The sequence below is a fragment of the Sphingomonas segetis genome (assembly GCF_009720245.1).
Taxonomy (GTDB): domain Bacteria; phylum Pseudomonadota; class Alphaproteobacteria; order Sphingomonadales; family Sphingomonadaceae; genus Sphingomicrobium; species Sphingomicrobium segetis.
Map to the genome: position 1 here is coordinate 1 of NZ_WJSQ01000039.1, position 19199 is coordinate 19199.

Here is a 19199-nt window from a genome sequence, read left to right on the forward strand (position 1 = left end):
AGCGCGGCGGCGCGGCTCCCGCCCCCGCCCCCGCTCCAGCCGCCGACCAGCCGCGCAAGGGAGAGCGCGGTTGAGCGAAACGCTCGAGCCTGCTCTTCCGGATCACCTGGACGAGCAGGCCGACCGCATGATGCACGCGCTGTGCGACCGCGAGCTCACCGTCGCGACCGTCGAAAGCTGCACCGGCGGGATGCTCGCCGCGCTACTGACCGACATCGAAGGCGCGAGCCACGGCTTCGAGCGCGGCTTCGTGACCTACAGCGAAGCGTCCAAGAACGAGCTTCTCGGGATCGACCTCGAAGTGCTCCACAAGAACGAGGCCGTGTCGGAAGTCGTCGCGCGGGCGATGGCCGAAGGCGCCCTCGCCCGCTCGCGCGCCGACATCTCCCTCGGAGTTACGGGCTTTGCCGGCGCGGCGGGCGAAGGCCACGAGCAGGGCCTCGTCCACATGGCGCTGGCGCGCCGCGGCAGGCCCACCGCCCATCGCGTCGAGCACTTCGGTGCGATAGGGCGCGGCTCGGTTCGGGTGAAATCATTGAAGGTCATGCTCGACATGCTTGAGCAGGCGCTCGGCGAGGAGTAGTTCGCCTTTCGTTCCACAAAGCCGGGAGAGCGAAATGGCCGACCTCACCTTATACACCCACCCGCAGTCGCGCGGCCGCATCGTCCGCTGGATGCTCGAGGAGGTGGGCACGCCGTACGAGACGGAAATCGTCCCCTACGACCAGATGAAGAGCGAGCGCTACCTGGCGGTGAACCCGATGGGCAAGGTGCCGGCGATCAGGCACGGCGAGCATGTCGTGACCGAGTGCGCGGCAATCTGCGCCTATCTCGCCGACGCTTTCCCGCAGGCGGGGCTCGGCCCGCGCGACGACGAGAAGGCCGATTATTACCGCTGGCTGTTCTACGCCGCCGGGCCGGTCGAGGCGGCGGTGTCCAACAAGGCCATGGGGTGGGAGCCGACGCCCGAGCGCGAGCGGATGTTTGGCTACGGCAATTTCGACAGGGTCGTCGCCGTGCTCGACGAGCTGTTCAGCCTGCGCGATTATGTCTGCGGCGACCGCTTCACCGGCGCCGACGTCTATCTCGGCTCGCAGATCATGTTCCCGCTGCAGTTCGGGCAGCTTCCCGAACGCGACAGCTTGCTCCGTTACCGCGACCGCCTCCAGGGCCGCGACGCCTACAAGCGCGCCGCGGAGCGCGACGACGAAGCCCAGCAACAGATGCAGCCGGCCCAGTCCCAACCGGCCCAGCCCCAACCGGCCCAGTCTTAGCCGGCCCAGTCTTAGCCGGCCCAGGTCTTGATTCGACCGGATCGCGAAGCATGCGCTGCAGCCGTCAGTCCTCGTCCCGGCGCGTCTCGGGCGAGAGCGCATGGGTGGCGCCCGCTCGATGCTCGAACGCTTCCGCCGTCCGCAACGTGAACGCTTGCGGGTCGTAGCTGAGGACGCCGTAGATCGCGGCCCCCAGGACCACCAGTGCGAACAAGAGACCAGCCGCGCCAGGGCGACGGGCGTCGTGCGCGGCCGGGTGGCGCACGCGCGCCTTGGTTCCGACGACCATCGCCCTGGCCAGATTCTCGCCTTCGAAGACCGACATGACGATGACTGCGAGGATGTGAACGCCGACCATCGCCAGCAGAGTCCAGCCGATGAGCTCGTGGGCCTCCTCGGCGGCTTCACCACCGAAGGCTCCCGTCGCCACCACCAGGCCCGTGAGGCCCAACAGAACGATAACGGCGACAGCTCCGAGCGGGTTGTGCCCGATCGAAGATTCGGGGTGCCCGTGTCGAAGGGATTTCAGGTGCTCACCGATGCGGGATGGCCGGATGAAATCGCTGAAGCGGCTGTGTTCGCCGCCGACGAAGCCCCACGCCAGCCGAAATACGATCAGAATTCCGGCCAGCCATCCGGCAACCACGTGCCATTGGTTGAGGGCGCTGTCCTCCTCTGCCGAAAGGAAGGCGACGGCGATCGCCGCCACGAGCAGCCAGTGAAACAGCCGCAGCGGCAGATCCCATACCCTTATGCGGGGCGAACCTTCGATCATCCGACGCTCCTTCCGTTCGCTCTTCAACCGCTCACTCTGCGTGCGCGGCGGAGCCGGCTTCCGCGTCAGCGTAGTGGCCCTCAGCGGAGCCGGTCGCCGCCTGATGGAGGCCTTCGACATAGTGGATGAAGCTGACGTAGCTCGCGACGTAGTCACGGCCGGCAGCGATGTCTTCGCTTCGGAAATTCCGCTTGCGCTGAATGTCCGCGAAGCGCGTGCGAATGCCATCGGTCGCCTGTTTGGCGACGAAGTCGGTGAGCTCGCGCTCGGATCGGGTCGTGAGAGCCGCGTCGGCGAGTGGTATTGCCGGACCCAGGTCACGCCCTGCCGGTTTCAGGCCGGTGTACGGAGCACCTTCGCCGGCGCGATGCACACGCACCAGTGTCTCGAAAAAGTAGCGGTCGGCGAGCTGCTGCGCCGCCGGGCCGAGCTTCCTCACTGCGACCGCATCCCGGAACGCGGCGCGGATTTCCGCTTCGTCCTTCGGCTGAACCCAGACCAGCACCGCGTTGGGATCACCGCTGTCGAGCGCAGTCCGGGCGGCGCCGACCACGGGTCCGTCAAGGCCATCGCAATGAGCCATCGCCGGTGACCCCGCGATGAGGGCTGCCCCAGCAAGAGCCATCGAGCCGGCACGCCAGAAGTTCATTTGATCCTCCGTTCACGTATCCTTCGGGCGAAGAGATGGTGCTCGTCCGCGACCATGTCGCTACGCACTTCTACGGATGCCCCGAATGCGATGGATCAAAAAAAGGGCCGGCGGATCGCTCCGCCGGCCCTCAGCTTTCGTTCGGCTGCGCCGGTTAGCGGCGGTCGCCCATGAAGTAGAGCAGGAACTGGAACATGTTGATGAAGTCCAGGTACAGGCTCAGCGCCCCCATGATGACGACCTTGCCCATCATGTCCGACCCGGCGACCTGGAAGTACATGCTCTTGATCCGCTGCGTGTCGTAGGCGGTCAGGCCGGCGAACAGAAGCACGCCGATTGCGCTGATCGCCAGCGCCATCGCGCTCGACTGCAGGAACATGTTGACCAGCATCGCGACCAGGATTCCGACCACGCCCATGATCAGGAACGTGCCCATGCCGCTGAGGTCGCGCTTGGTGGTGTAGCCATAGACGCTCAGCGCCAGATAGGCCGCGGCGGTCGCGAAGAAGGTCTGCGCGATCGACACCCCGGTGAACGCCAGGAACAATGTCGACATCGACAGGCCCATCAGCGCGGCGAACGCCCAAAACAGGATCTGCAGCGTCCCGGTCGCCATGCGGTTCATGCCGAAGCTCATCGCGAACACGATCGCGAGCGGCGACAGCATGACGATCCAGCCGATCGGGCTCATGCCCTGGCCGTTGGCGCCGATCAGCACCTGCCCGGCGTAAGGCGCGAACAGCAACGCGACGATGCCGGTCAGAAGCACGCCCGATGCCATGTAGTTGTAAACCGAAAGCATGTACGACCGAAGGCCCGCATCGCGGGCGGCGCGCGGGACCCCCACCGTCGCAGCGGCGGGATTCACCCCGGTCGTCGTACGCGGGTCTTGCCAATTGGCCATTTCATCTCCTTGTCGCGCGGGCAAAGGGCCCGTTCGCTACCGTCGATATATCGTGGATGCGCAGAGGGACTTCAAGCGAATCCGGTCACGGCACCCGTCCTGGGTCATAATAGCGGGCTGGCCTGACGCCCCGCTGAACCTATATTTGCTCCCGCCATGCCCAGAAAAGCCACCAGGATAGCCGCACCGGCGCTTCCCGCGGTCACCATCGTCATCGAATGGGAAAACGCGATTGACGTCGAAGACAAATGGACGGGCGCGGCGATGGCCGCGCTCGAGCGCGAAATCGCCGACTTAGCTCCTCGGATGAGCGCCAGGCCGCGGATCATGTACCTCTACGACAGGAACGCGGTCGATCCCGCAATCATCGAGACGACGCTTTCCGCAATGGCGCCCCGGCTCAGGGAGCTCGCCGAGCTGGAGATCGTCCCGACCGACGGGCTCACTTACTACAAGCTCAAGAATTACGGCATCGGCCAGGCAAAGACGGACCTGTCGATCATGCTCGACAGCGACGCCGCGCCACAGCCGGGCTGGCTCGAAAATCTGATCAAACCCTTCGCCGACCCGAAGATCATGGCGGTCGGCGGGTTCACCGTGCTGGGCTACGACGATCTGCTCTCCAAGACCTTTGCGCTCGGCTGGATTTTCGACCTTCGCTCGGAGCGCACCAAGACCGTCAAGCGCGAGAAAATTCACGCGAACAATTGCGCGGTCCGCACGGATTTCTTCCGCGAGAACCCTTTCCCCGACCTGCCCGCCTTCAAGAAGCAATGCGGCTTCTGGCTGCGCGACCTCACCGCAAAGGGCTACGATTACACCCGGACCGCCGATGCGATGACGGTCCATGCGCCGCATCCCGGATACAGGTTCCTCGCGTGGCGGGCGTGGACGATGGGCCTGGACCGCGACTACCAGGCTTTCCAGACCGCGACCCGCTCGCGCCTCGGCCGGCTCGGCTTTGCTCTTCAATTCTTCGGCGGCAAGGTCGGCAAGGCCTGGTGGCGCATCTGGACGCGCGGCGGACAGGTCGAGCTGCCGGTCTGGCAGCGCCCCGCCGCGATGGCGATCATTCTGGGCTTCTACGGCGTGGGCCTCGCCGGCGAGGTCGGAAGCGCGCTGACCCGAAGCTTCGAGCCGCTTCCGAAGCCACAGGCAGCGCCGAAGACCGGCGCTCGAGCCGGCAAGGCCGTCCCTGCCTGACGATCCCGTCCCATGCCTGGGCTGATCGGGATCGGCCTTGCGGTGCTGGTGGGCCTGTTCGCCCATCTCGTCGGCTTCGACCGCGACCGGGCCTTCTACCCCGTCGTGCTGACGGTGATCGCCTCTTACTATCTGCTCTTCGCCGTCATGGGTGGCGGGGACTTGCTAGCCGAATCGGCCATCTTCGCAGCGTTCGCCACTGTCGCCGTGATCGGCTTTCGAACGAGCATGTGGATCGTCGTCGCCGGGCTCGCCGCACACGGCGCCTTCGACTTTGTCCGTCACCTGGTGCTGGAGGGCCGAGCCGTCCCCTTATGGTGGCCGGGCTTCTGCTTGGCTTACGACGTCACGGCCGCCGTGGGCCTGTCGTTGCTGCTTGTCCTGCGGCGGAAGCCCGCGCCGGTCAGCTTCGGCCGGTCATGAGCGGGCCCGCCGGCGGCGGCGCGAATTCGAGCGGCGCCACAGCGGCTCCCCGCGAGCCCTCAGTCACCGCGCCGTAAATCGCCTGGCCGGCCACGCTGTACGTGATCGCCTCGATCACCACGAAAGCGCCAAGCATCGTCGCGATGCCCCAGTTCCAGGCGGGATGGACTTGGCCGCTGCGCCTTGCGTCCGCCCAGGCGCCAGCCACCGGGAACAGCATGCAGGCAGCGAACGACGCCTCCCACGCCCATGGCTGCAGCAGCGGCATCGGCAGCAGCCGCCCGAAGGCTGGTCCGAGAAGCAGCGCCATCGCGCAGAAATGCAGGCGGCGATGCCATTCGGTGCGACGCCGGAGCTTGATCGCGGCAGCGGTCAGTCCGGCAAAAGCGAGGACGGTCAACGGATCGAAAACCAGGAACTGCAGCGGCCGGAAGAAGAACGGCACGTGCCCCATACGCACCATGGTGACCGTCACGACGAACCCCATGACGATCATCGGCGCGATCCAGACGGCCGCGATCCATCCGAGGCGCCGGTGAAGGTGCATCCGCCCGGTGGCGACGAAAATGTTCTGGAGCAGGTAGATCCCGACCCAGCCCATGAACAGCCACGCATGCAGATGGACGCGCAACGGCGCTGCGAAGGTCGATCGGCCCATCAGATACTGGAATGAGAATCCGCAGACGATGATGATCGCCATGACGATCGCGCCGCGCAGGAAGAGGCGCTCGTCGCCGACCGCAGGCGCCGGCGTGAAAGGCTGTTGGGCTAAAGTGGCCATCTCGTTCCCCCGAGAGTCAGCGCGGCAACTTTAGAGCGACCCGCACCGCGTTAAAAGCGGGTTTTCGCAAAGTTGATGAACGGCATTGCCCGTCAGCGTCCGCAATGCGACAGTGGGCGCATGGGGGAGCTGACCGGACGGTCCCCGCTCGAGCGGGTTTTCCGCATTGCGCTGCTGGCGCTTGCGGTCCTGCTCGCATTGGTGCCCGTATCCGCGGCTTCAGCCGCGCAACCGAAGCGAATCGTCGCCGTCGGCGACCTCCACGGCGACTATCAGGCGTGGCTGACCATCGCGCGCGCGGCCGGCCTCATCGATTCGGGCGGCCATTGGGCCGGCGGCAGAACGACTCTCGTCCAGATGGGCGACATCGTCGACCGCCAGCCGGATTCGCTCAAGATCATCCGCAGCCTCCAGCAGCTTCAGAAAGATGCGGCACGCGCCGGCGGGCGTGTCGTGGTCGTTCTCGGCAACCACGAGGCGATGAATCTGCTCGGCGACTTCCGTTACACCACGCCGGGAGAATTCGCCGCCTTCGCGACGCCGAACTCGGCCGCGGTCCGCGACCGGGTCTACGAGCAGAACCGCGCCGCGCTCGAGCAGGCGGCGAAGGCGACCAACCCTGCAGTCACCGCGCAGCAGGTCCGCGACGCGTGGATGGCGCAGCACCCGCCGGGCTGGGTCGAGCACAAGCTCGCGTGGCTGCCGTCCGGCGAGCTCGGCCGCTGGGCCACCCATAACCCGGCGGTCGTGAAGATCGACGGCACTTTGTTCGTCCACGGCGGCCTCAGCGCCGAATATTCGAAGCTCTCGCTCGACGAGATCAACCGGCGGGTCGCGAGCGCCATGGCGTCGGCCGACGGCAGCCCGGCGACGATCCTCTACGACCCGCTCGGCCCGCTGTGGTACCGCGGGCTGGTGACGCGCGACCCCGACGCGGAGGAAGTTCGCGCGAAAGCCGCCCCGCCGGCACCCGCGCTGACATCGGATCAGGAGCTTGGGACGATACTCACCGCCTATCGCGCCCAGCGGCTGGTCGTCGGCCACACGCCCGACCGCAAAGGCATCGAAATCATCGATGGCGGCCGGCTCGCGCGGATCGATACCGGCATCTCGCGCGCCTACGGCGGACCTCTGAGCTGGCTCGAGATCATCGGCGGGAGGATGATCCCGCACACTGTGGGGAGGACTCCATGAGGGGGATGTTCGCCTTCGTCGCCGCCTGCGCTTTCGCCTTTTCCGCACCGGCGGCGGCGCAGCAGCCCAAGCCCCTTTTCGCCGCCTCGGACCCGATCCGCATCACTATCCAGGCGCCGCTGTCGGGCGTGATCCGCAGCCGCTCGAGCAACCCCGTCCAGGGGACCCTGACCGATCCCAGCGGCCAACCGCTTGCCGTCGCGCTGAGCGCCCGCGGGATCACCCGTCGCTCGGCCGACACCTGCCAGTTCCCGCCGCTCAGGGTGCAGTTCACCACGCCTCCGCCGGCGACATCGATCTTCGCCGGGCAGAAGAAGCTCAAGCTCGTCACCCATTGCCGAAGCACGCCTTCGTTCCAGCAATATGTGCTGCTCGAATATTCGGCGTACAAAATGTACAACCTCCTGACTCCGCACAGCTTCCGCGTGCGGCTCGCCAACATCGATTATCGCGACGACAGCGGCCGGCCGATCGTGTCACGCGTCGGCTATTTCCTCGAGGACCTCGGCGACGTCGCCGCGCGCAACGGCACCCGCGAGACGCACGCGCCCGAGACGATCCCGCTTAGCGACCTCAACCCTGCCGATGCCGCGCGGTACACGCTCTTCCAGCACATGATCGCAAACCACGACTGGTCGATCCGCGCCGGTCCAGCGGGCTCCGACTGCTGCCACAACGCCGAGTTGATTGGCCCGCTCGGGCCCGGCACGGCGATCGCGATCCCGTACGACTTCGACTTCTCCGGTTATGTGAACGCACCTTATGCGATGCCGCCCGAGCAGCTTCACATCAGCTCGGTCCGCCAGCGCGTCTATCGCGGCTATTGCACGCAGAATGCCGACGTCCTCGCCGCCGCTCGGCAGATGCGCGACGCGCGGCCGCAGATGATCGCCGCGGTCACCGCGACGCCCGGGCTCGAGCCCGGCACCCAGAGCCGGGCGACGCGCTTCCTCGACAGCTTCTTCGCCGAGATCGCCAGCGACGAAGCGGTGAACGCGAACCTGCTGCGGCGCTGCGTCCGCTAGGGCCGCGCTACTTCTTCTTGTCGGGCTCCGGCGGCGCGGCCTGATCGATGCCGTCATAGTCGGCGAGGAAGCGCTTCATCCCGGCGCGCTCGCCATATTCGGTGATCCACAGCATCGCGAAGCAATAATTGAACGCGATGCTGATCACGCCGGCAAGCTCGATCGCACCGATCCCCGCACTCAGGCCGGTGCCGACCGCAAGCAATATGAACAAGGCGTCGCCGGAGCTTTTGAGCGAGTTCCTGAACCGCACCGCGCCGGCGATTCCCGCGAGCGAGAAGGCGAGAGCGAGCGAATTCTGGACGATGATGACGATGCCGGTGACGACCATCGGCAGCACGATGATCGTATTGACCAGCGACTGATCGTATTCGTGGCCGCCTCGCACCGTCATGTAGACCCAGCTGACCGGAAGCGACACGAGGATCGCGGCGATGATCGCGACCACCAGCCAGAAGATGCTCTGCCCGAGGTTTGCGACATGCGTCGAACGCGCGGCCTCGCTCGCATGAAGCGGATTCTTGGCCGGATCGGTAATCAGCTGCTCGACCCCGCCGAGCGGCAGATAGCCGCGCAGGTCGGGCCAGAGCTTAAGCGCGATGAACAAGGCCAAGCCGATGACCAGATAATAGATCGTGATCTGCAGCAGCAGCTTCGACGCACGCATCTGTAGTCCCCCCATTCGAGCGCCTAGGCGCGTTTCGCCAATTCGTCTTGCTCCTCAGGCGCGCCGCCCCGCGCAACGCCAAGCTCCTCGACCGGATATGGGGCAATCGGCTGAAGCACGCCGTAGCGCTCCCGCATCGGCTCGTCCTCGAGCGGCGGCCAGGCGATGTCGGCCATCGGCAGCTCGGTATCCGGGACGCGGTCGAGCAGGTCCCTCAGCAGGGTCAGGCGCCCCAGCGGCTGGTCGTTGAAATCGATCAGGGTCCACGGCGCGAAATCGGTGTGCGTCGCCGACAGCATCATTTCCCGCGCCTCGGTATAGTCGTTGTAGAGCTCGCGCGCCTTGATATCGATTGGCGACAGCTTCCACCGCCGTACCGGGTTGTTGAGCCGGTTCTGGAACCGTTCCTCCTGCACCTGCTGGTCGCAACACAGCCAATATTTGAACAGCAGGATTCCGTCGTCGACGAGGTGCCGCTCGAATTCCGGCGCGGCGTTAAGGAAGTCCTGCACCTGCTCCGGCGTGCAAAAGCCCATCACCCGCTCGACCCCGGCGCGGTTGTACCAGCTGCGGTCGAACAGCACGATCTCGCCCGACGCCGGCAAATGCTCGGCATAGCGCTGGAAATACCATTGCGTGCGCTCGCGCTCGCTTGGGGAGGGGAGCGCCACGACGCGGCACTGGCGCGGGTTGAGCAGGCGCGCGAACATGTCGATCGAGCCGCCCTTGCCCGCCGTGTCGCGGCCTTCGAACAGGATCACCATGCGCTGGTCGGTCTCGGCGACCCAGCGCGCCATGCCGCTCAGCTCCTTGGCCATCGGGCTAAGGAGCTCGAGATATTCCTGTTCGGTGAGCCTGCTCGTCCCGCTCATTCAGCGCCCCCATGCTGACGGGTGAGTTGTTGCACGCTCCAGCGCCGATTGGAACCACTCTCGCGCAGCCGCTACTAAGCCCCCATGGCCTGGTTCGACCGCCCGCTCCGCCTTACGCTCACGGCGGCGCACAAGCTGCTGAAAGCGGGATGGTTCGTGCGGCGTCCGCGCACCTTCGGAGCGCACGCGGTGGCATTGACGCCCGAGCGCAAGCTGATCCTCGTCAAGCTCCGCTACGCGCCCGGCTGGCGCGTGCCCGGCGGCGGCCGCGAGCACGGCGAATATGCGCAGGCCGCCGTGATCCGCGAGCTTCGCGAGGAGATCGGCATGACCGCCTACGGCCGCGTCCGCTTCGCCTGCGAGCTCGAGGAGGCGGTGGATTTCAAGCGCGACCTCGCCGCGCTGCTGGTCGTCGAGGACGTCCGCTACCGCCCGCCGCGCTGGTCCTGGGAGGTCGAACGGGTCGGCGAGTTCGACATCGATCGGCTCCCTGCGGACACGTCGCCGACGACTTTGCGCTGGATCGCCGCGCTCAGCGACGAAATCTAGCCATGCACCGCCTGTTCGTCGCGATCCGCCCGCCCGAGCCGATCCGCGACCTGCTGGTCGACGCCATGGACGACAGCGCGGACTTCCGCTGGCAGGACGAAGATCAGCTGCACATCACGTTGCGCTTCGTCGGCGAGGTCGAGCGGCCGGTCGCCGACGATCTTGCCGATGCATTGACCCGCGTTCGCGCGGCCCCGCTTGAGCTCCGTATCGCTGGCGTCGGCCGGTTCGAGCAGCGTAACTCGGGCGCTTTGTGGGCCGGGATCGAGCCGAAGCCGCCGCTCGCAGCGCTTGCGGCCAAGGTCGAGCGCGCCTGCCAATCGGTCGGCCTCGTGCCCGAGCGCCGCGCGTTCCACCCGCACGTCACCCTCGCCCGCTGGAAAGGCTGCCGAACGCGCGAGCTGCACGCCTTCCTCGAACGCACGCGCGGCCTGTCGTCGGAGCCGTTCGCCGCGGACCATTTCATCCTGTTCGAAAGCCGTCTGTCGCGCCACGGCGCGCATTACGAAGAGGTCGCGTGCTACCCGCTTTCCTAACTTCTCATCTGCCCTAAATCGCCGTAGACAATGCCTTTCCGGCGGGGGCGTAGCCGTGAATGTAGCGGAGCCTGTGACGAGTGACGCGCGCGATCTGACGCGGCCCGTCTTCATCAGCTACGCTACCGTCGACCGCAAGCGGGCGCTCTCCATCTGCAAGGCGATCGAACGCCGCGGACCGCGGTGCTGGATATCGTGCCGCGACGTCGCGCCAGGGCTGAACTATCAGGAGGAGATTGCCCGCTCCGTCCGCAATGCCCGCGCAATGGTGCTGGTCTTCTCCGACGCCGCCAACAACAGCGACGAGATCAAGAAAGAGCTGTCGCTGGCCAGCCGCTACCACGTGCCGGTGATGGCGCTGCGCATCGAGGACGTCGAGCCGAGCGACGCTTTCGCCTACGAGCTCTCGACGCGCCAGTGGATCGACGCGTTCGAAGGTTGGGACCGCTCGATCGACTTGCTCGTCAGCCGCATCGCGCAGATTTCAGGCGCCCATCCGGCCGCGACTACTGCAGCAGCACAGGCACGCCGCCACACGGCATTCTTCGCTCGACGTCGAACCTGGATCGCGGCCGTCGCGAGCCTGCTTCTGCTGGTGATCGCTGCCGCGGGCTGGTGGCTGTTTCGGCCGTCGCAAGCCGCAGCGCACAGCATGTCGGTGCGCCTGGCCGGCTTCCAGCTGTTGTCGCCAGACCTTCCCGCGACGATGCGCGAGGCCGTCGGCGCCGAGGTCACGGCGGCGTTCAACGCCGACGGCGTCATCGGCGTTTCGGCCGCCTCGGCTCCTCCGCCCGGTTCGGGGCCGGCTTATGCCCTCGGCGGGACGATCCACCGGGTCGGCGACTCCATTCGCGTCATCACCCGTTTCACGAACGAGCGTTCCGGCGCGATCCTGTGGTCCGACAGCATCGACTACGCCGCCGATCAGGTTGCGAAAATTCCTCACAGGATCGCGGTCGATGCCGGCATTGTCATTCGCTGCGGCCTGTCCGGTGCCGCGACCTATCACACGTCGCTGCCCGACGCGGTCCTCAAGGACTATATGCAATATTGCCAGGAAGCCTGGGCGTACGGGGGAACCAAGACTCTTCTTCCCGCGCAACGCGTTGTCGCTGCGCTGCCCGATTTCTCCTGGGGGTGGTCCGCGGTCCAGACCGGTTACATGCAGGCTCTCCAGTTCGAAGAGGACAGCCGGCGCTCCGAAAAGTTGCGCGTCGCAGGGCTTGAGGCCGCAAACAAGGCGCTCGCTCTCGACCCGAAGAACAGTGAAGCACTCGATCGCAAGACTTACCTGATGAAGGATCCTTACGACTGGGCCAGCAAGGAGAAGCTGTACAAAGCCTCGATCGCGGCCAAGCCGCTCGATTGCGGATGCGAGCATTACGGTTACGGCCTCATGTTGTTCAATGTGGGACGTCTCGGTGATGCGATCGAACAGCAGCGTGCCGCCACCGACATGCTCGCCCTTTGGCCCGACTCCCAACTCGCTTTGGCGGAAGCGCTTGTAGCGGCGGACAGGGCAGAGGAGGCAAAGCCATATTTCGCAGCAGCGATCGACCTCTCCACGGATGCGACCTTCGACGAAGCGGTCGCGTCAGTAGAAGGCACCGAAACCGGCGACTATGCGGCCGCTATCGCCGCTCTCCGCAACCCGAAGCTCCAAATGTCCGAAGAGACCCGAGCCGCTTTATTGTCGGGATACCGGGCGCTGGCATCGCGCGATCCCCAAGCTGAGAAGAAGGCCGTCGATGCGCTTCTTGCCCTGCCCAAGGAGAAGCAGGGCACCAGGGTCGCGACAATGCTGGCGGCGCTGGGCGCGAACCACGAGGCGTTGGCGGTCGCGAGCCAGAGACCATGGCTGTTCTGGTATCGAAGCACGCGCGGAGTCCTGTACGATCCGGGCTTTCCAGCCGTTGCCAAAAAGCTTGGCCTTCTCGACTATTGGAAAACCTCGCGCACGAAGCCCGACGTCTGCTCGGCCAAGGACTCGCCACCCTTCTGCCGGATGATTTAGGCCGATGAACCGGCCGGAGCAGCTGAAGAACGACGGTGAGCGGCTGACCGGCCCGGTCTTCATCAGCTACGCGACCGAGGATCGCAGGGAAGCGCTTTCCTTGTGCGCGGCGATCGAGCGCCGCGGAACGAAATGCTGGTGGAAGCGGCTCAGGAGGAGGACCCGCCCGAGCCGCTTCTCGGAGACGCTCCGGACTTGTGTTTTTCGGCCAAGTGCATCGAGTCTCCGTCTCGCGCCTTACAGGTGGATCAGTTTGCCGGACGATACGGGAAAACCCCGATTAACGCGGGCCGGGAACTCTGCGCGTGGTGTTGCGGACCATGCCTTGCGGCGTTGCGACCTAAGTGGAGAAGCGGCTCGGCAGAGGAACTGGGCCGCTTCTCCGCCGGCCCGAGTTCAACCGCGACAATGCGAATTTCCGATCAGTCTCCGGCTGCATATTGGGCCGACGGAGTGGAGCGCGACAAATCCCTTTCTTCAGCGGTCATCTCGTCCTCGATGGTTTCGAAGAGAGGCGAGGATAGATAGCGTTCCCCGGTATCCGGAAGCATGCACAAGATGACGGAGCCGGCGGGAGCTCTATCCGCGATTTGGCGCGCGACGCCGAATGTCGATCCGCCCGAAATCCCGGTCAGGATTCCCTCCTTCTGCGCCAGAGCCCTGGCCCATTTGACACCTTCCGCACCGGCGATCGGGATAACCTCGTCGTAGAAGCGCGAATCGATCCCCTCCTGAAGCACAAGCGGGATGAAATCCGGCGCCCATCCCTCGATCGGGTGCGGTTCCCACGCCGAGTGGCTCACGAGTGGAGCACCGTCAGGCGTCCGCCGTTGTTCGATCCCGCTGCCGATCATCTGCGCGTTCGCCGGTTCGCTTAAAACAATGCGTATCTCCGGCCGCTCACGCCGCAAAACTCGCGCAACGCCAACCAGGGTTCCCCCAGTTCCAAAACCGGTCACGAACCAATCGAGCCTTGCGTCCGCAAAGTCGTTGACGATCTCGCGGCCCGTCGTGCTTTCATGAATATCGGCGTTGGCCTTCGTTTCGAATTGATGAGCCAGAAACCATCCCTTGGCCTCGGCGAGCTCGACAGCTTTGCGGTACGCGCCGTAGGCCTTCTCGGCACGCGGAGTGAGAACGACCTTCGCTCCCAACATGCGCATCAGCTTGCGACGCTCGACCGAGAAACTCTCGGGCATGATCACGACCAGCGGGTAGCCTTTCTGGGCACAGACCATCGCGAGCCCGATACCGGTGTTGCCGCTCGATGCCTCGATGACGGTCTGGCCCGGACTGAGGGCGCCGGTTCGCTCGGCTTCTTCGATGATGTTGAGCGCAAGCCGATCCTTCACCGAGGATGCCGGATTAAAGAACTCGGCTTTCACGTAGATGGTCACATGATCAGGGGCGAGATTGTTGATTCTGATCGTCGGCGTGTCGCCAACCGTGTCGAGAATGCTCTGGAACAGCTTTCCGCGGCCGGTCGTCGATCTGATCGCTGGCTTGTCGGCCATCCCACTTCCCCCACTCTTGTCGGCGTCATCGGAGACGCGGAACGTTACGGCTGAGCGCCGCCCTCGGCTTAGAAATCGAGCGATCGAAGTGCGTCGGTCACCCGCGTCCTCACCGGCCCCTCGCGGAATGGAAAGGACGTCAGGAATACGTCGGCCGTGAGGTTGGGATCGCGCGACCGGACGTCCCGCTCCCAATAAAGCGCGCCCTCCTTGTTGCCAGCCCATACATGACAAATGGCGGCCATCGCGGCGATCATCACATGGGCGCGCGGCTCGCGGGCCGCGCGATCGACGAGGACCGCGCCTTCAGCCTCGCTGCCGAGAATGGCCTCGTTGAAGCCGGAGCAGGACAGCATCGCATAGTGCAGCGGATCGATCGGGCTCCGGCGGAGGGCCGCATGGGCCTTCTCCTTTCCCGACTCATTTTCGCACATCAGCATATGCGTGAACGCCCGCGAGTAGATGGCCTGCGCGTAATTGGGGCTGAGAGTGATTGCCCGGTCCAGCCACGGGACGCTGCTTTCCAGCTGGTCTTCCAGCCACAATGCGCGGCCCATCATCAAATTTGCGGTCGGGTCCTGCTCGTCGAGCTCGGTTGCGGTCTCGGCCGAACGCCGGGCCTCGACCACCTCCTGCTCGATATCGTCCGAATATTGCATGAAGGCGTTCTGGAACCGAGCGAAGGAGATGCCGGCATGGGCCTGGCTGAAGCCGGGATCGCGTGCCGCCGCTTGCTCGAAGTAATTCAGGCCCTGCGCGTTATCGGCCTGGTTGAACCGAAAGACGTGCTGCAAGCCCAGGTGATAAAGCGACCATGCATTCAAGTCCTCCGGGTTCCGAAGCCGCGCGCGCTCGGCTTCGTGCCTCGAGATCTGCAGTTCCAGGGTGCAAATGACCTGCGCGAAGATCGCGTCCCTGATCTCGTGCAGCTTGTCGAGATCGCCTTGATAGAGATCGCCCCAGATCGCGCTGCTGGTCGCAGCGTCGATCAGCTCCACCGCGACGGCGACGCGATTGCCCGCCGCATGGACGGTGCCGGTCAGGCAATAGGTCACGCCCAGCGTAGCGCCGACCTGCTCGAGCTTCCCGGACCAGCCGCGGAATCGAAACGAAGAGCCCCGCGCGATCACGGTCAGCGATCTGAGGCGGCTCAGCCCCACGATCAGGTCGTGCGGGAGTCCGTCCGAGATGATCGACAATCTTTCGTCGGTGCAATCGAACGGCAGCACGGCGATCGACGGCTTCGAGTCCAGCGGATCGAAAAGCTGGGTTGGAGACGCGTTGGCTTCGCACGCAGAGACTTCACCGACGAACCGGAACCCCTTCCCGTGGACAGTGCGGATCAGCCGCTGCGCCTCACCATCGTCGCCAAGCAGCTGGCGCGCACTCTTGATCCGGCTCGAGATGGCGCTGTCGCTGACCGCCCTCCCGCCCCAGATGGTAGCGACCAGCTCATCCTTGCTGACGAGACGGTCGCGGTTCTCGACCAGGAGAAAGATCAAAGAAAGAACCTGCGGCTCAGCGGAGAGCAGGCAGTCCTCCTTGCGCAACTCGAACTTGCGCAGGTCCAGAACATGCTCGCCGACCCGGTATCGCATGGCGCATAATAGCACGGGTCGATTCTCCAAGAAATCTACAGCTCCTCTTCAAGCTTCGGCTCGCGCGCGGCGGTATCGTGCCGGGACTGGATCAATGCGTGGGGGCTTTGATGAGAATGCCGGCAATCCATCCGATTTTGCTCGCGGCCGCATTCGCGCTGGCGGGCTGCGGCGGCGGTGGAGGCGGAGGTATCGCCTCGACTCCCCCGCCCCCATCCCCGCCGCCACCTCCGCCGTCGCCAGGACCGGCGATCATTGTCGGGGCGACGACCAGCCAGCAATTCGCCGTCAGCGGCGCCAGTCTTCCGTTCGAGGGCGATCAAACGCCACGTCTGGCCGCCGACGAGCAGCTGCAAGTGCGGTATGTCCAGTCATCCAACTCGTACGAAGTCCAGCTTCCTCAGAGTCAGGCCTGGGCGGGCATTTCATATGTGAGCAGCGAGCCGGGAAGCCCGGCCATGTTCTCGGGCGACACCGCCACTGTGTGGCTACAGCCGGGTGCCTACCAATATTCACGCCTGCTCGAATGGTCCTCGAAGGACGAAACCGTCCATGGCTACGAGGCCATCGGGATGGCAACGCCCGCAGGCAGCGTGCCGCTAACCGGAAGCGCAAGCTACTCGGCCCGGCTCGCGGGATACACGTCGGAATATCAACCGGGAGGCGCCGATGATTCGGCCGTCGACGGGTCTATCCGGTTGCTGTTCGATTTCGGACTCGGGACCCTTTCAGGAAGTATCAGCCCGGACCTCCACCAGGGCTACGCCTTCGATCCCCTGAACTTCCGCGACACCGTCTATTCGACGGGCAGCACGACATTCTCGGGCATGTTCGACACCGACGTCGCCGGGCTGAACAGGTTCAGCGGACAGTTCACGGGCCCCAAGGCCGAAGAGCTGATCGGTAATTTCGCATTCCCCTATCGGTCGCCGGTCGACGGCAAGATCTACCAGGCCGACGGCGCCTTCGCGGGATCCAGGTGATGCGGCCTGCAGCCAGCCAGTTCATTGCGCGGGAGGGCAACATGAGCAATTCAACAATCCGTGCGCTTTTTCTCGCGACGGCATTCGCACTGGCCGGCTGCGGCGGCGGTGGCTGGCATGTCGCTTATTCTCCACCCCCGGCAGCGCCCCCTCCCCCACCACCGCCGCCACCGCCGCTCATCCCGGCAGCGACAACGAGCCAACAGTTTGTAGCGATGGGAGCAACGCGCCCGGATACTGGGGACAGAAGCCCGCTGTTCGGCGCCGCCGACCAATTGCAGGTTCGCTATGTCGAATCGTCCAACTCGTACGAGGTCAAGATCCCCGGCAGCGACGAGTGGGGAGGAATTCATGCGTCGACCCTGAACAGCAACTACTTCCAAGGCGCGGCCACCCTCTCGATCCCCACCATAAACACCCAATATTCCAGCTTGTTCTCCTGGAACGACGGCGCAACCTATTCCGGCTTCGAAGCGATCGGAATCGCGACGCTGGCGGGCGCGGTTCCGGTAACCGGGAGCGCCAGCTACACCGGTCAGCTCTGGGGATCGACGTCCGAAACCCACTCCGATTCCGACGTGACGATCATGGGGGGCGTCGAACTCTCGTTCGACTTTGGCCTCGGAAGCCTTTCGGGACGGATCAGCCCGAGCGTCTTCAACTACGCGGATTATGACGATTACACGCTGGCGCCGATCAGCTTGCGCGAGACGATCTATTCGTCGGGAAGCACGACCTTCTCGGGCAAGTTCGACACCGACCTCGCCGGCGTGAACTTCTTCAACGGCCGGTTCACCGGCCCCCACGCCGAGGAGCTGATCGGCGACTTCGCGCTTCCCTACCGGTCGCCGATCGACGGCCAGCCGTACCAGGCCGACGGCGCCTTCGTCGCCGGCAAGTAGCGCCTGCGCCCCAGGCATCGAGCACAGGAGAGGCACATGAAATGGACTTCGCTGCTAATCGCTGCCGCGGCAATGCCGCTCATGGTTTCCGCTTGCGGCGGGGGTGGAGGAGGAGGTGTAGCTTCAACTCCGCCACCGCCACCGCCGCCACCGCCGCCACCGCCTCCGCCTCCGCCGCCGCCGCCTGCGAATGCCTTCGTGCTTGTTCCGGCAGCAACGGCGAGCCAGCAATTTGCCGTCGCGGGGGCGAGCCACCTTACGTTCGGGGATGGCGCTCCACGGCTCGGTTCTGCCGATCAACTGCAGGTTCGGTATCTCGCATCATCCGGCTCGTATGAAATCGAGGTTCCGCAAAGTAAGACCTGGATCGGGCTTACCGGAAAGTCTGAAGTCGAAGCTTCCGGCGGCGGAATCAGCGTGACGATCCCGTACCTGAATTACCAATATTCAGCGCCGCTCGAATGGTTCACCGACGATAGCCTGACCGGGGTAGAAGCTGTCGGGATCGCTACCCCGGCTGGCGCCGTGCCGGTGACCGGAAGCGCTTCATACAGCGCGTACGCGTACGGAAGGACATCGGAAACCAACAAGCCGCTGGTCGATCCGCTCGTCTTGGGAGACATGACGCTCAACTTCGATTTCGCCCGCGGAAGTCTATCCGGGAATCTAACTTTCATGCTGGATCCCGAATGGAACGAGTACGGACTCGGCCCCTTCGCATTCCGCGAGACAGTCTATTCGACGGGAAGCACGACCTTTTCGGGGAAATTCGACACCGATCTGCCCGGCGTGAACAGCTTCAGCGGCCTGTTCACCGGGCCGCATGCAGAGGAGCTGATCGGCAACTTCGCGGTTCCGTATCGATCGCCGATCAATGGCCAGACCTATCAGGCGGACGGGGCTTTCGTCGGCAAGCAGTGATGCTCGTCACGGCCCGAAGCTCGCGGCAGCCGCGGACCGCATTGTTCGCCATGCTGTTCGTCGTGGCCGCAGTGCTCGGGGTTTCCTCCACTTCCGCTCGAGCCGCTGAGCCGTCGATCGCCGGCGATGAGCGCACCGTCCGGTTGAACCCGCCGCAGATGTTCCGCCTGGCCGACCAGCTGCTTGCCCGCGGCTCGACCGCCCAGGCGATGCAGATCCTCGAGCTGCTCGCGCGCAACCCCGACAGCGACGTCCGCAACGAGGCGCGCTTTCGCCGCTCCAAGCTGCTCGAGGCGATCGGCGACTTCGCACAGTTGGAGAACGTGGCGCTGGGTCGGGAATTGCGCCTCGTCGATGAGGATGCAGTCGAGCTTTCGCTTCCTGAGCTCATCGCCGACTGCGGCGAACAGGTCGA

21 protein-coding genes are annotated in these 19199 nt (G+C 65.1%); 13 read left to right on the forward strand and 8 right to left on the reverse strand.

Features of this window, described 5'->3' with window-relative positions; genetic code table 11:
- Nucleotides 1-70 precede the first annotated feature (70 nt).
- The gene (locus GH737_RS05750; protein ID WP_230558650.1) at nucleotides 71-583 is read left to right on the forward strand and encodes a CinA family protein; all 513 of its coding nucleotides are present in this window, start codon (nucleotides 71-73) and stop codon (nucleotides 581-583) included.
- Between the two features lie 34 nt (nucleotides 584-617).
- Entirely contained in the window at nucleotides 618-1274 is a 657-nt protein-coding gene (locus tag GH737_RS05755; protein WP_155263898.1) for a glutathione S-transferase family protein, read from the forward strand.
- 64 nt (nucleotides 1275-1338) lie between these two features.
- On the opposite strand, the gene GH737_RS05760 is transcribed toward GH737_RS05755, so the two are convergent.
- The 3 genes from GH737_RS05760 to GH737_RS05770 all read right to left on the reverse strand — a co-directional run bounded on the left by GH737_RS05760 (nucleotide 1339) and on the right by GH737_RS05770 (nucleotide 3602).
- Nucleotides 1339-2049 carry a cytochrome b/b6 domain-containing protein gene (locus GH737_RS05760; protein WP_155263899.1) on the reverse strand — a complete coding sequence of 237 codons (711 nt, stop codon included), beginning with the start codon at nucleotides 2047-2049 and terminating at the stop codon, nucleotides 1339-1341.
- Between the two features lie 31 nt (nucleotides 2050-2080).
- Nucleotides 2081-2698, reverse strand: a complete 618-nt coding sequence (locus tag GH737_RS05765; RefSeq protein WP_196233004.1) for a DUF6448 family protein — start codon at nucleotides 2696-2698, stop codon at nucleotides 2081-2083.
- A 154-nt stretch (nucleotides 2699-2852) separates the two neighbouring features.
- Nucleotides 2853-3602, reverse strand: a complete 750-nt coding sequence (locus tag GH737_RS05770) for a Bax inhibitor-1/YccA family protein (protein WP_155263900.1) — start codon at nucleotides 3600-3602, stop codon at nucleotides 2853-2855.
- 156 nt (nucleotides 3603-3758) lie between these two features.
- Here GH737_RS05770 and GH737_RS05775 point away from each other — a divergent pair, with 156 nt between their 5' ends.
- Nucleotides 3759-4805 carry a glycosyltransferase gene (locus GH737_RS05775; protein WP_155263901.1) on the forward strand — a complete coding sequence of 349 codons (1047 nt, stop codon included), beginning with the start codon at nucleotides 3759-3761 and terminating at the stop codon, nucleotides 4803-4805.
- A gap of 12 nt (nucleotides 4806-4817) precedes the next feature.
- On the forward strand, nucleotides 4818-5228 hold the full coding sequence (locus GH737_RS05780) for a hypothetical protein (protein ID WP_155263902.1): 411 nt from the start codon (nucleotides 4818-4820) through the stop codon (nucleotides 5226-5228).
- Here GH737_RS05780 and GH737_RS05785 read toward each other — a convergent pair.
- The gene (locus tag GH737_RS05785) at nucleotides 5209-6009 is read right to left on the reverse strand and encodes a hypothetical protein (RefSeq protein WP_230558651.1); all 801 of its coding nucleotides are present in this window, start codon (nucleotides 6007-6009) and stop codon (nucleotides 5209-5211) included. The two genes, GH737_RS05780 and GH737_RS05785, sit on opposite strands and share 20 nt — an antisense overlap.
- A gap of 120 nt (nucleotides 6010-6129) precedes the next feature.
- Between GH737_RS05785 and GH737_RS05790 the strand changes: the two genes are divergently transcribed.
- Both GH737_RS05790 and GH737_RS05795 read left to right on the forward strand, forming a co-directional pair.
- Nucleotides 6130-7203, forward strand: coding sequence for a metallophosphoesterase (locus GH737_RS05790; protein ID WP_196233005.1), 1074 nt, complete (start codon nucleotides 6130-6132; stop codon nucleotides 7201-7203).
- Nucleotides 7200-8228, forward strand: coding sequence for a hypothetical protein (locus tag GH737_RS05795; protein ID WP_155263904.1), 1029 nt, complete (start codon nucleotides 7200-7202; stop codon nucleotides 8226-8228). The genes GH737_RS05790 and GH737_RS05795 overlap by 4 nt, the downstream gene beginning before the upstream one ends.
- A gap of 7 nt (nucleotides 8229-8235) precedes the next feature.
- On the opposite strand, the gene GH737_RS05800 is transcribed toward GH737_RS05795, so the two are convergent.
- Nucleotides 8236-8910 carry a DUF4956 domain-containing protein gene (locus GH737_RS05800; RefSeq protein WP_155263905.1) on the reverse strand — a complete coding sequence of 225 codons (675 nt, stop codon included), beginning with the start codon at nucleotides 8908-8910 and terminating at the stop codon, nucleotides 8236-8238.
- Between the two features lie 8 nt (nucleotides 8911-8918).
- On the reverse strand, nucleotides 8919-9767 hold the full coding sequence (gene ppk2, locus GH737_RS05805; protein ID WP_155263906.1) for a polyphosphate kinase 2: 849 nt from the start codon (nucleotides 9765-9767) through the stop codon (nucleotides 8919-8921).
- 84 nt (nucleotides 9768-9851) lie between these two features.
- Between ppk2 and GH737_RS05810 the strand changes: the two genes are divergently transcribed.
- From GH737_RS05810 to GH737_RS05820, 3 genes are all read left to right on the forward strand, one after another.
- Entirely contained in the window at nucleotides 9852-10316 is a 465-nt protein-coding gene (locus GH737_RS05810) for an NUDIX domain-containing protein (protein WP_155263907.1), read from the forward strand.
- Nucleotides 10317-10318: 2 nt separating this feature from the next.
- Nucleotides 10319-10852, forward strand: coding sequence for an RNA 2',3'-cyclic phosphodiesterase (thpR, locus tag GH737_RS05815; protein ID WP_155263908.1), 534 nt, complete (start codon nucleotides 10319-10321; stop codon nucleotides 10850-10852).
- A 73-nt stretch (nucleotides 10853-10925) separates the two neighbouring features.
- Nucleotides 10926-12866: a toll/interleukin-1 receptor domain-containing protein gene (locus GH737_RS05820; RefSeq protein ID WP_196233006.1), complete on the forward strand. Its 1941-nt coding sequence runs from the start codon at nucleotides 10926-10928 to the stop codon at nucleotides 12864-12866.
- A 422-nt stretch (nucleotides 12867-13288) separates the two neighbouring features.
- Here the strand turns inward: GH737_RS05820 and GH737_RS05825 are convergent, their stop codons facing one another.
- Both GH737_RS05825 and GH737_RS05830 read right to left on the reverse strand, forming a co-directional pair.
- The gene (locus GH737_RS05825) at nucleotides 13289-14380 is read right to left on the reverse strand and encodes a PLP-dependent cysteine synthase family protein (RefSeq protein ID WP_155263916.1); all 1092 of its coding nucleotides are present in this window, start codon (nucleotides 14378-14380) and stop codon (nucleotides 13289-13291) included.
- Nucleotides 14381-14448: 68 nt separating this feature from the next.
- Complete coding sequence (locus GH737_RS05830) at nucleotides 14449-15978, reverse strand: winged helix-turn-helix domain-containing tetratricopeptide repeat protein (RefSeq protein WP_155263910.1); 1530 nt, start codon at nucleotides 15976-15978, stop codon at nucleotides 14449-14451.
- Between the two features lie 110 nt (nucleotides 15979-16088).
- Here GH737_RS05830 and GH737_RS05835 point away from each other — a divergent pair, with 110 nt between their 5' ends.
- The 4 genes from GH737_RS05835 to GH737_RS05850 all read left to right on the forward strand — a co-directional run.
- Nucleotides 16089-16961, forward strand: a complete 873-nt coding sequence (locus GH737_RS05835; RefSeq protein WP_155263911.1) for a transferrin-binding protein-like solute binding protein — start codon at nucleotides 16089-16091, stop codon at nucleotides 16959-16961.
- A 215-nt stretch (nucleotides 16962-17176) separates the two neighbouring features.
- Nucleotides 17177-17863, forward strand: a complete 687-nt coding sequence (locus tag GH737_RS05840) for a transferrin-binding protein-like solute binding protein (RefSeq protein ID WP_155263912.1) — start codon at nucleotides 17177-17179, stop codon at nucleotides 17861-17863.
- A gap of 417 nt (nucleotides 17864-18280) precedes the next feature.
- Entirely contained in the window at nucleotides 18281-18784 is a 504-nt protein-coding gene (locus tag GH737_RS05845) for a HupA family protein (protein ID WP_155263913.1), read from the forward strand.
- Nucleotides 18781-19199: tetratricopeptide repeat protein (locus GH737_RS05850; protein WP_420853421.1), on the forward strand; the 419-nt coding region annotated here is incomplete at its 3' end. The genes GH737_RS05845 and GH737_RS05850, both read left to right, overlap by 4 nt.

Excerpts from the sequence above, each read along its gene's own strand:
- GH737_RS05755 (WP_155263898.1), top strand. The coding sequence starts at position 618 with ATGGCCGACCTCACCTTATACACCCACCCGCAGTCGCGCGGCCGCATC.
- GH737_RS05760 (WP_155263899.1), bottom strand. The coding sequence starts at position 2,049 with ATGATCGAAGGTTCGCCCCGCATAAGGGTATGGGATCTGCCGCTGCGG.
- GH737_RS05765 (WP_196233004.1), bottom strand. The coding sequence starts at position 2,698 with ATGAACTTCTGGCGTGCCGGCTCGATGGCTCTTGCTGGGGCAGCCCTC.
- GH737_RS05770 (WP_155263900.1), bottom strand. The coding sequence starts at position 3,602 with ATGGCCAATTGGCAAGACCCGCGTACGACGACCGGGGTGAATCCCGCC.
- GH737_RS05775 (WP_155263901.1), top strand. The coding sequence starts at position 3,759 with ATGCCCAGAAAAGCCACCAGGATAGCCGCACCGGCGCTTCCCGCGGTC.
- GH737_RS05780 (WP_155263902.1), top strand. The coding sequence starts at position 4,818 with ATGCCTGGGCTGATCGGGATCGGCCTTGCGGTGCTGGTGGGCCTGTTC.
- GH737_RS05785 (WP_230558651.1), bottom strand. The coding sequence starts at position 6,009 with ATGGCCACTTTAGCCCAACAGCCTTTCACGCCGGCGCCTGCGGTCGGC.
- GH737_RS05790 (WP_196233005.1), top strand. The coding sequence starts at position 6,130 with ATGGGGGAGCTGACCGGACGGTCCCCGCTCGAGCGGGTTTTCCGCATT.
- GH737_RS05795 (WP_155263904.1), top strand. The coding sequence starts at position 7,200 with ATGAGGGGGATGTTCGCCTTCGTCGCCGCCTGCGCTTTCGCCTTTTCC.
- GH737_RS05800 (WP_155263905.1), bottom strand. The coding sequence starts at position 8,910 with ATGGGGGGACTACAGATGCGTGCGTCGAAGCTGCTGCTGCAGATCACG.
- ppk2 (WP_155263906.1), bottom strand. The coding sequence starts at position 9,767 with ATGAGCGGGACGAGCAGGCTCACCGAACAGGAATATCTCGAGCTCCTT.
- GH737_RS05810 (WP_155263907.1), top strand. The coding sequence starts at position 9,852 with ATGGCCTGGTTCGACCGCCCGCTCCGCCTTACGCTCACGGCGGCGCAC.
- thpR (WP_155263908.1), top strand. The coding sequence starts at position 10,319 with ATGCACCGCCTGTTCGTCGCGATCCGCCCGCCCGAGCCGATCCGCGAC.
- GH737_RS05825 (WP_155263916.1), bottom strand. The coding sequence starts at position 14,380 with ATGGCCGACAAGCCAGCGATCAGATCGACGACCGGCCGCGGAAAGCTG.
- GH737_RS05830 (WP_155263910.1), bottom strand. The coding sequence starts at position 15,978 with ATGCGATACCGGGTCGGCGAGCATGTTCTGGACCTGCGCAAGTTCGAG.
- GH737_RS05835 (WP_155263911.1), top strand. The coding sequence starts at position 16,089 with ATGAGAATGCCGGCAATCCATCCGATTTTGCTCGCGGCCGCATTCGCG.
- GH737_RS05840 (WP_155263912.1), top strand. The coding sequence starts at position 17,177 with ATGGGAGCAACGCGCCCGGATACTGGGGACAGAAGCCCGCTGTTCGGC.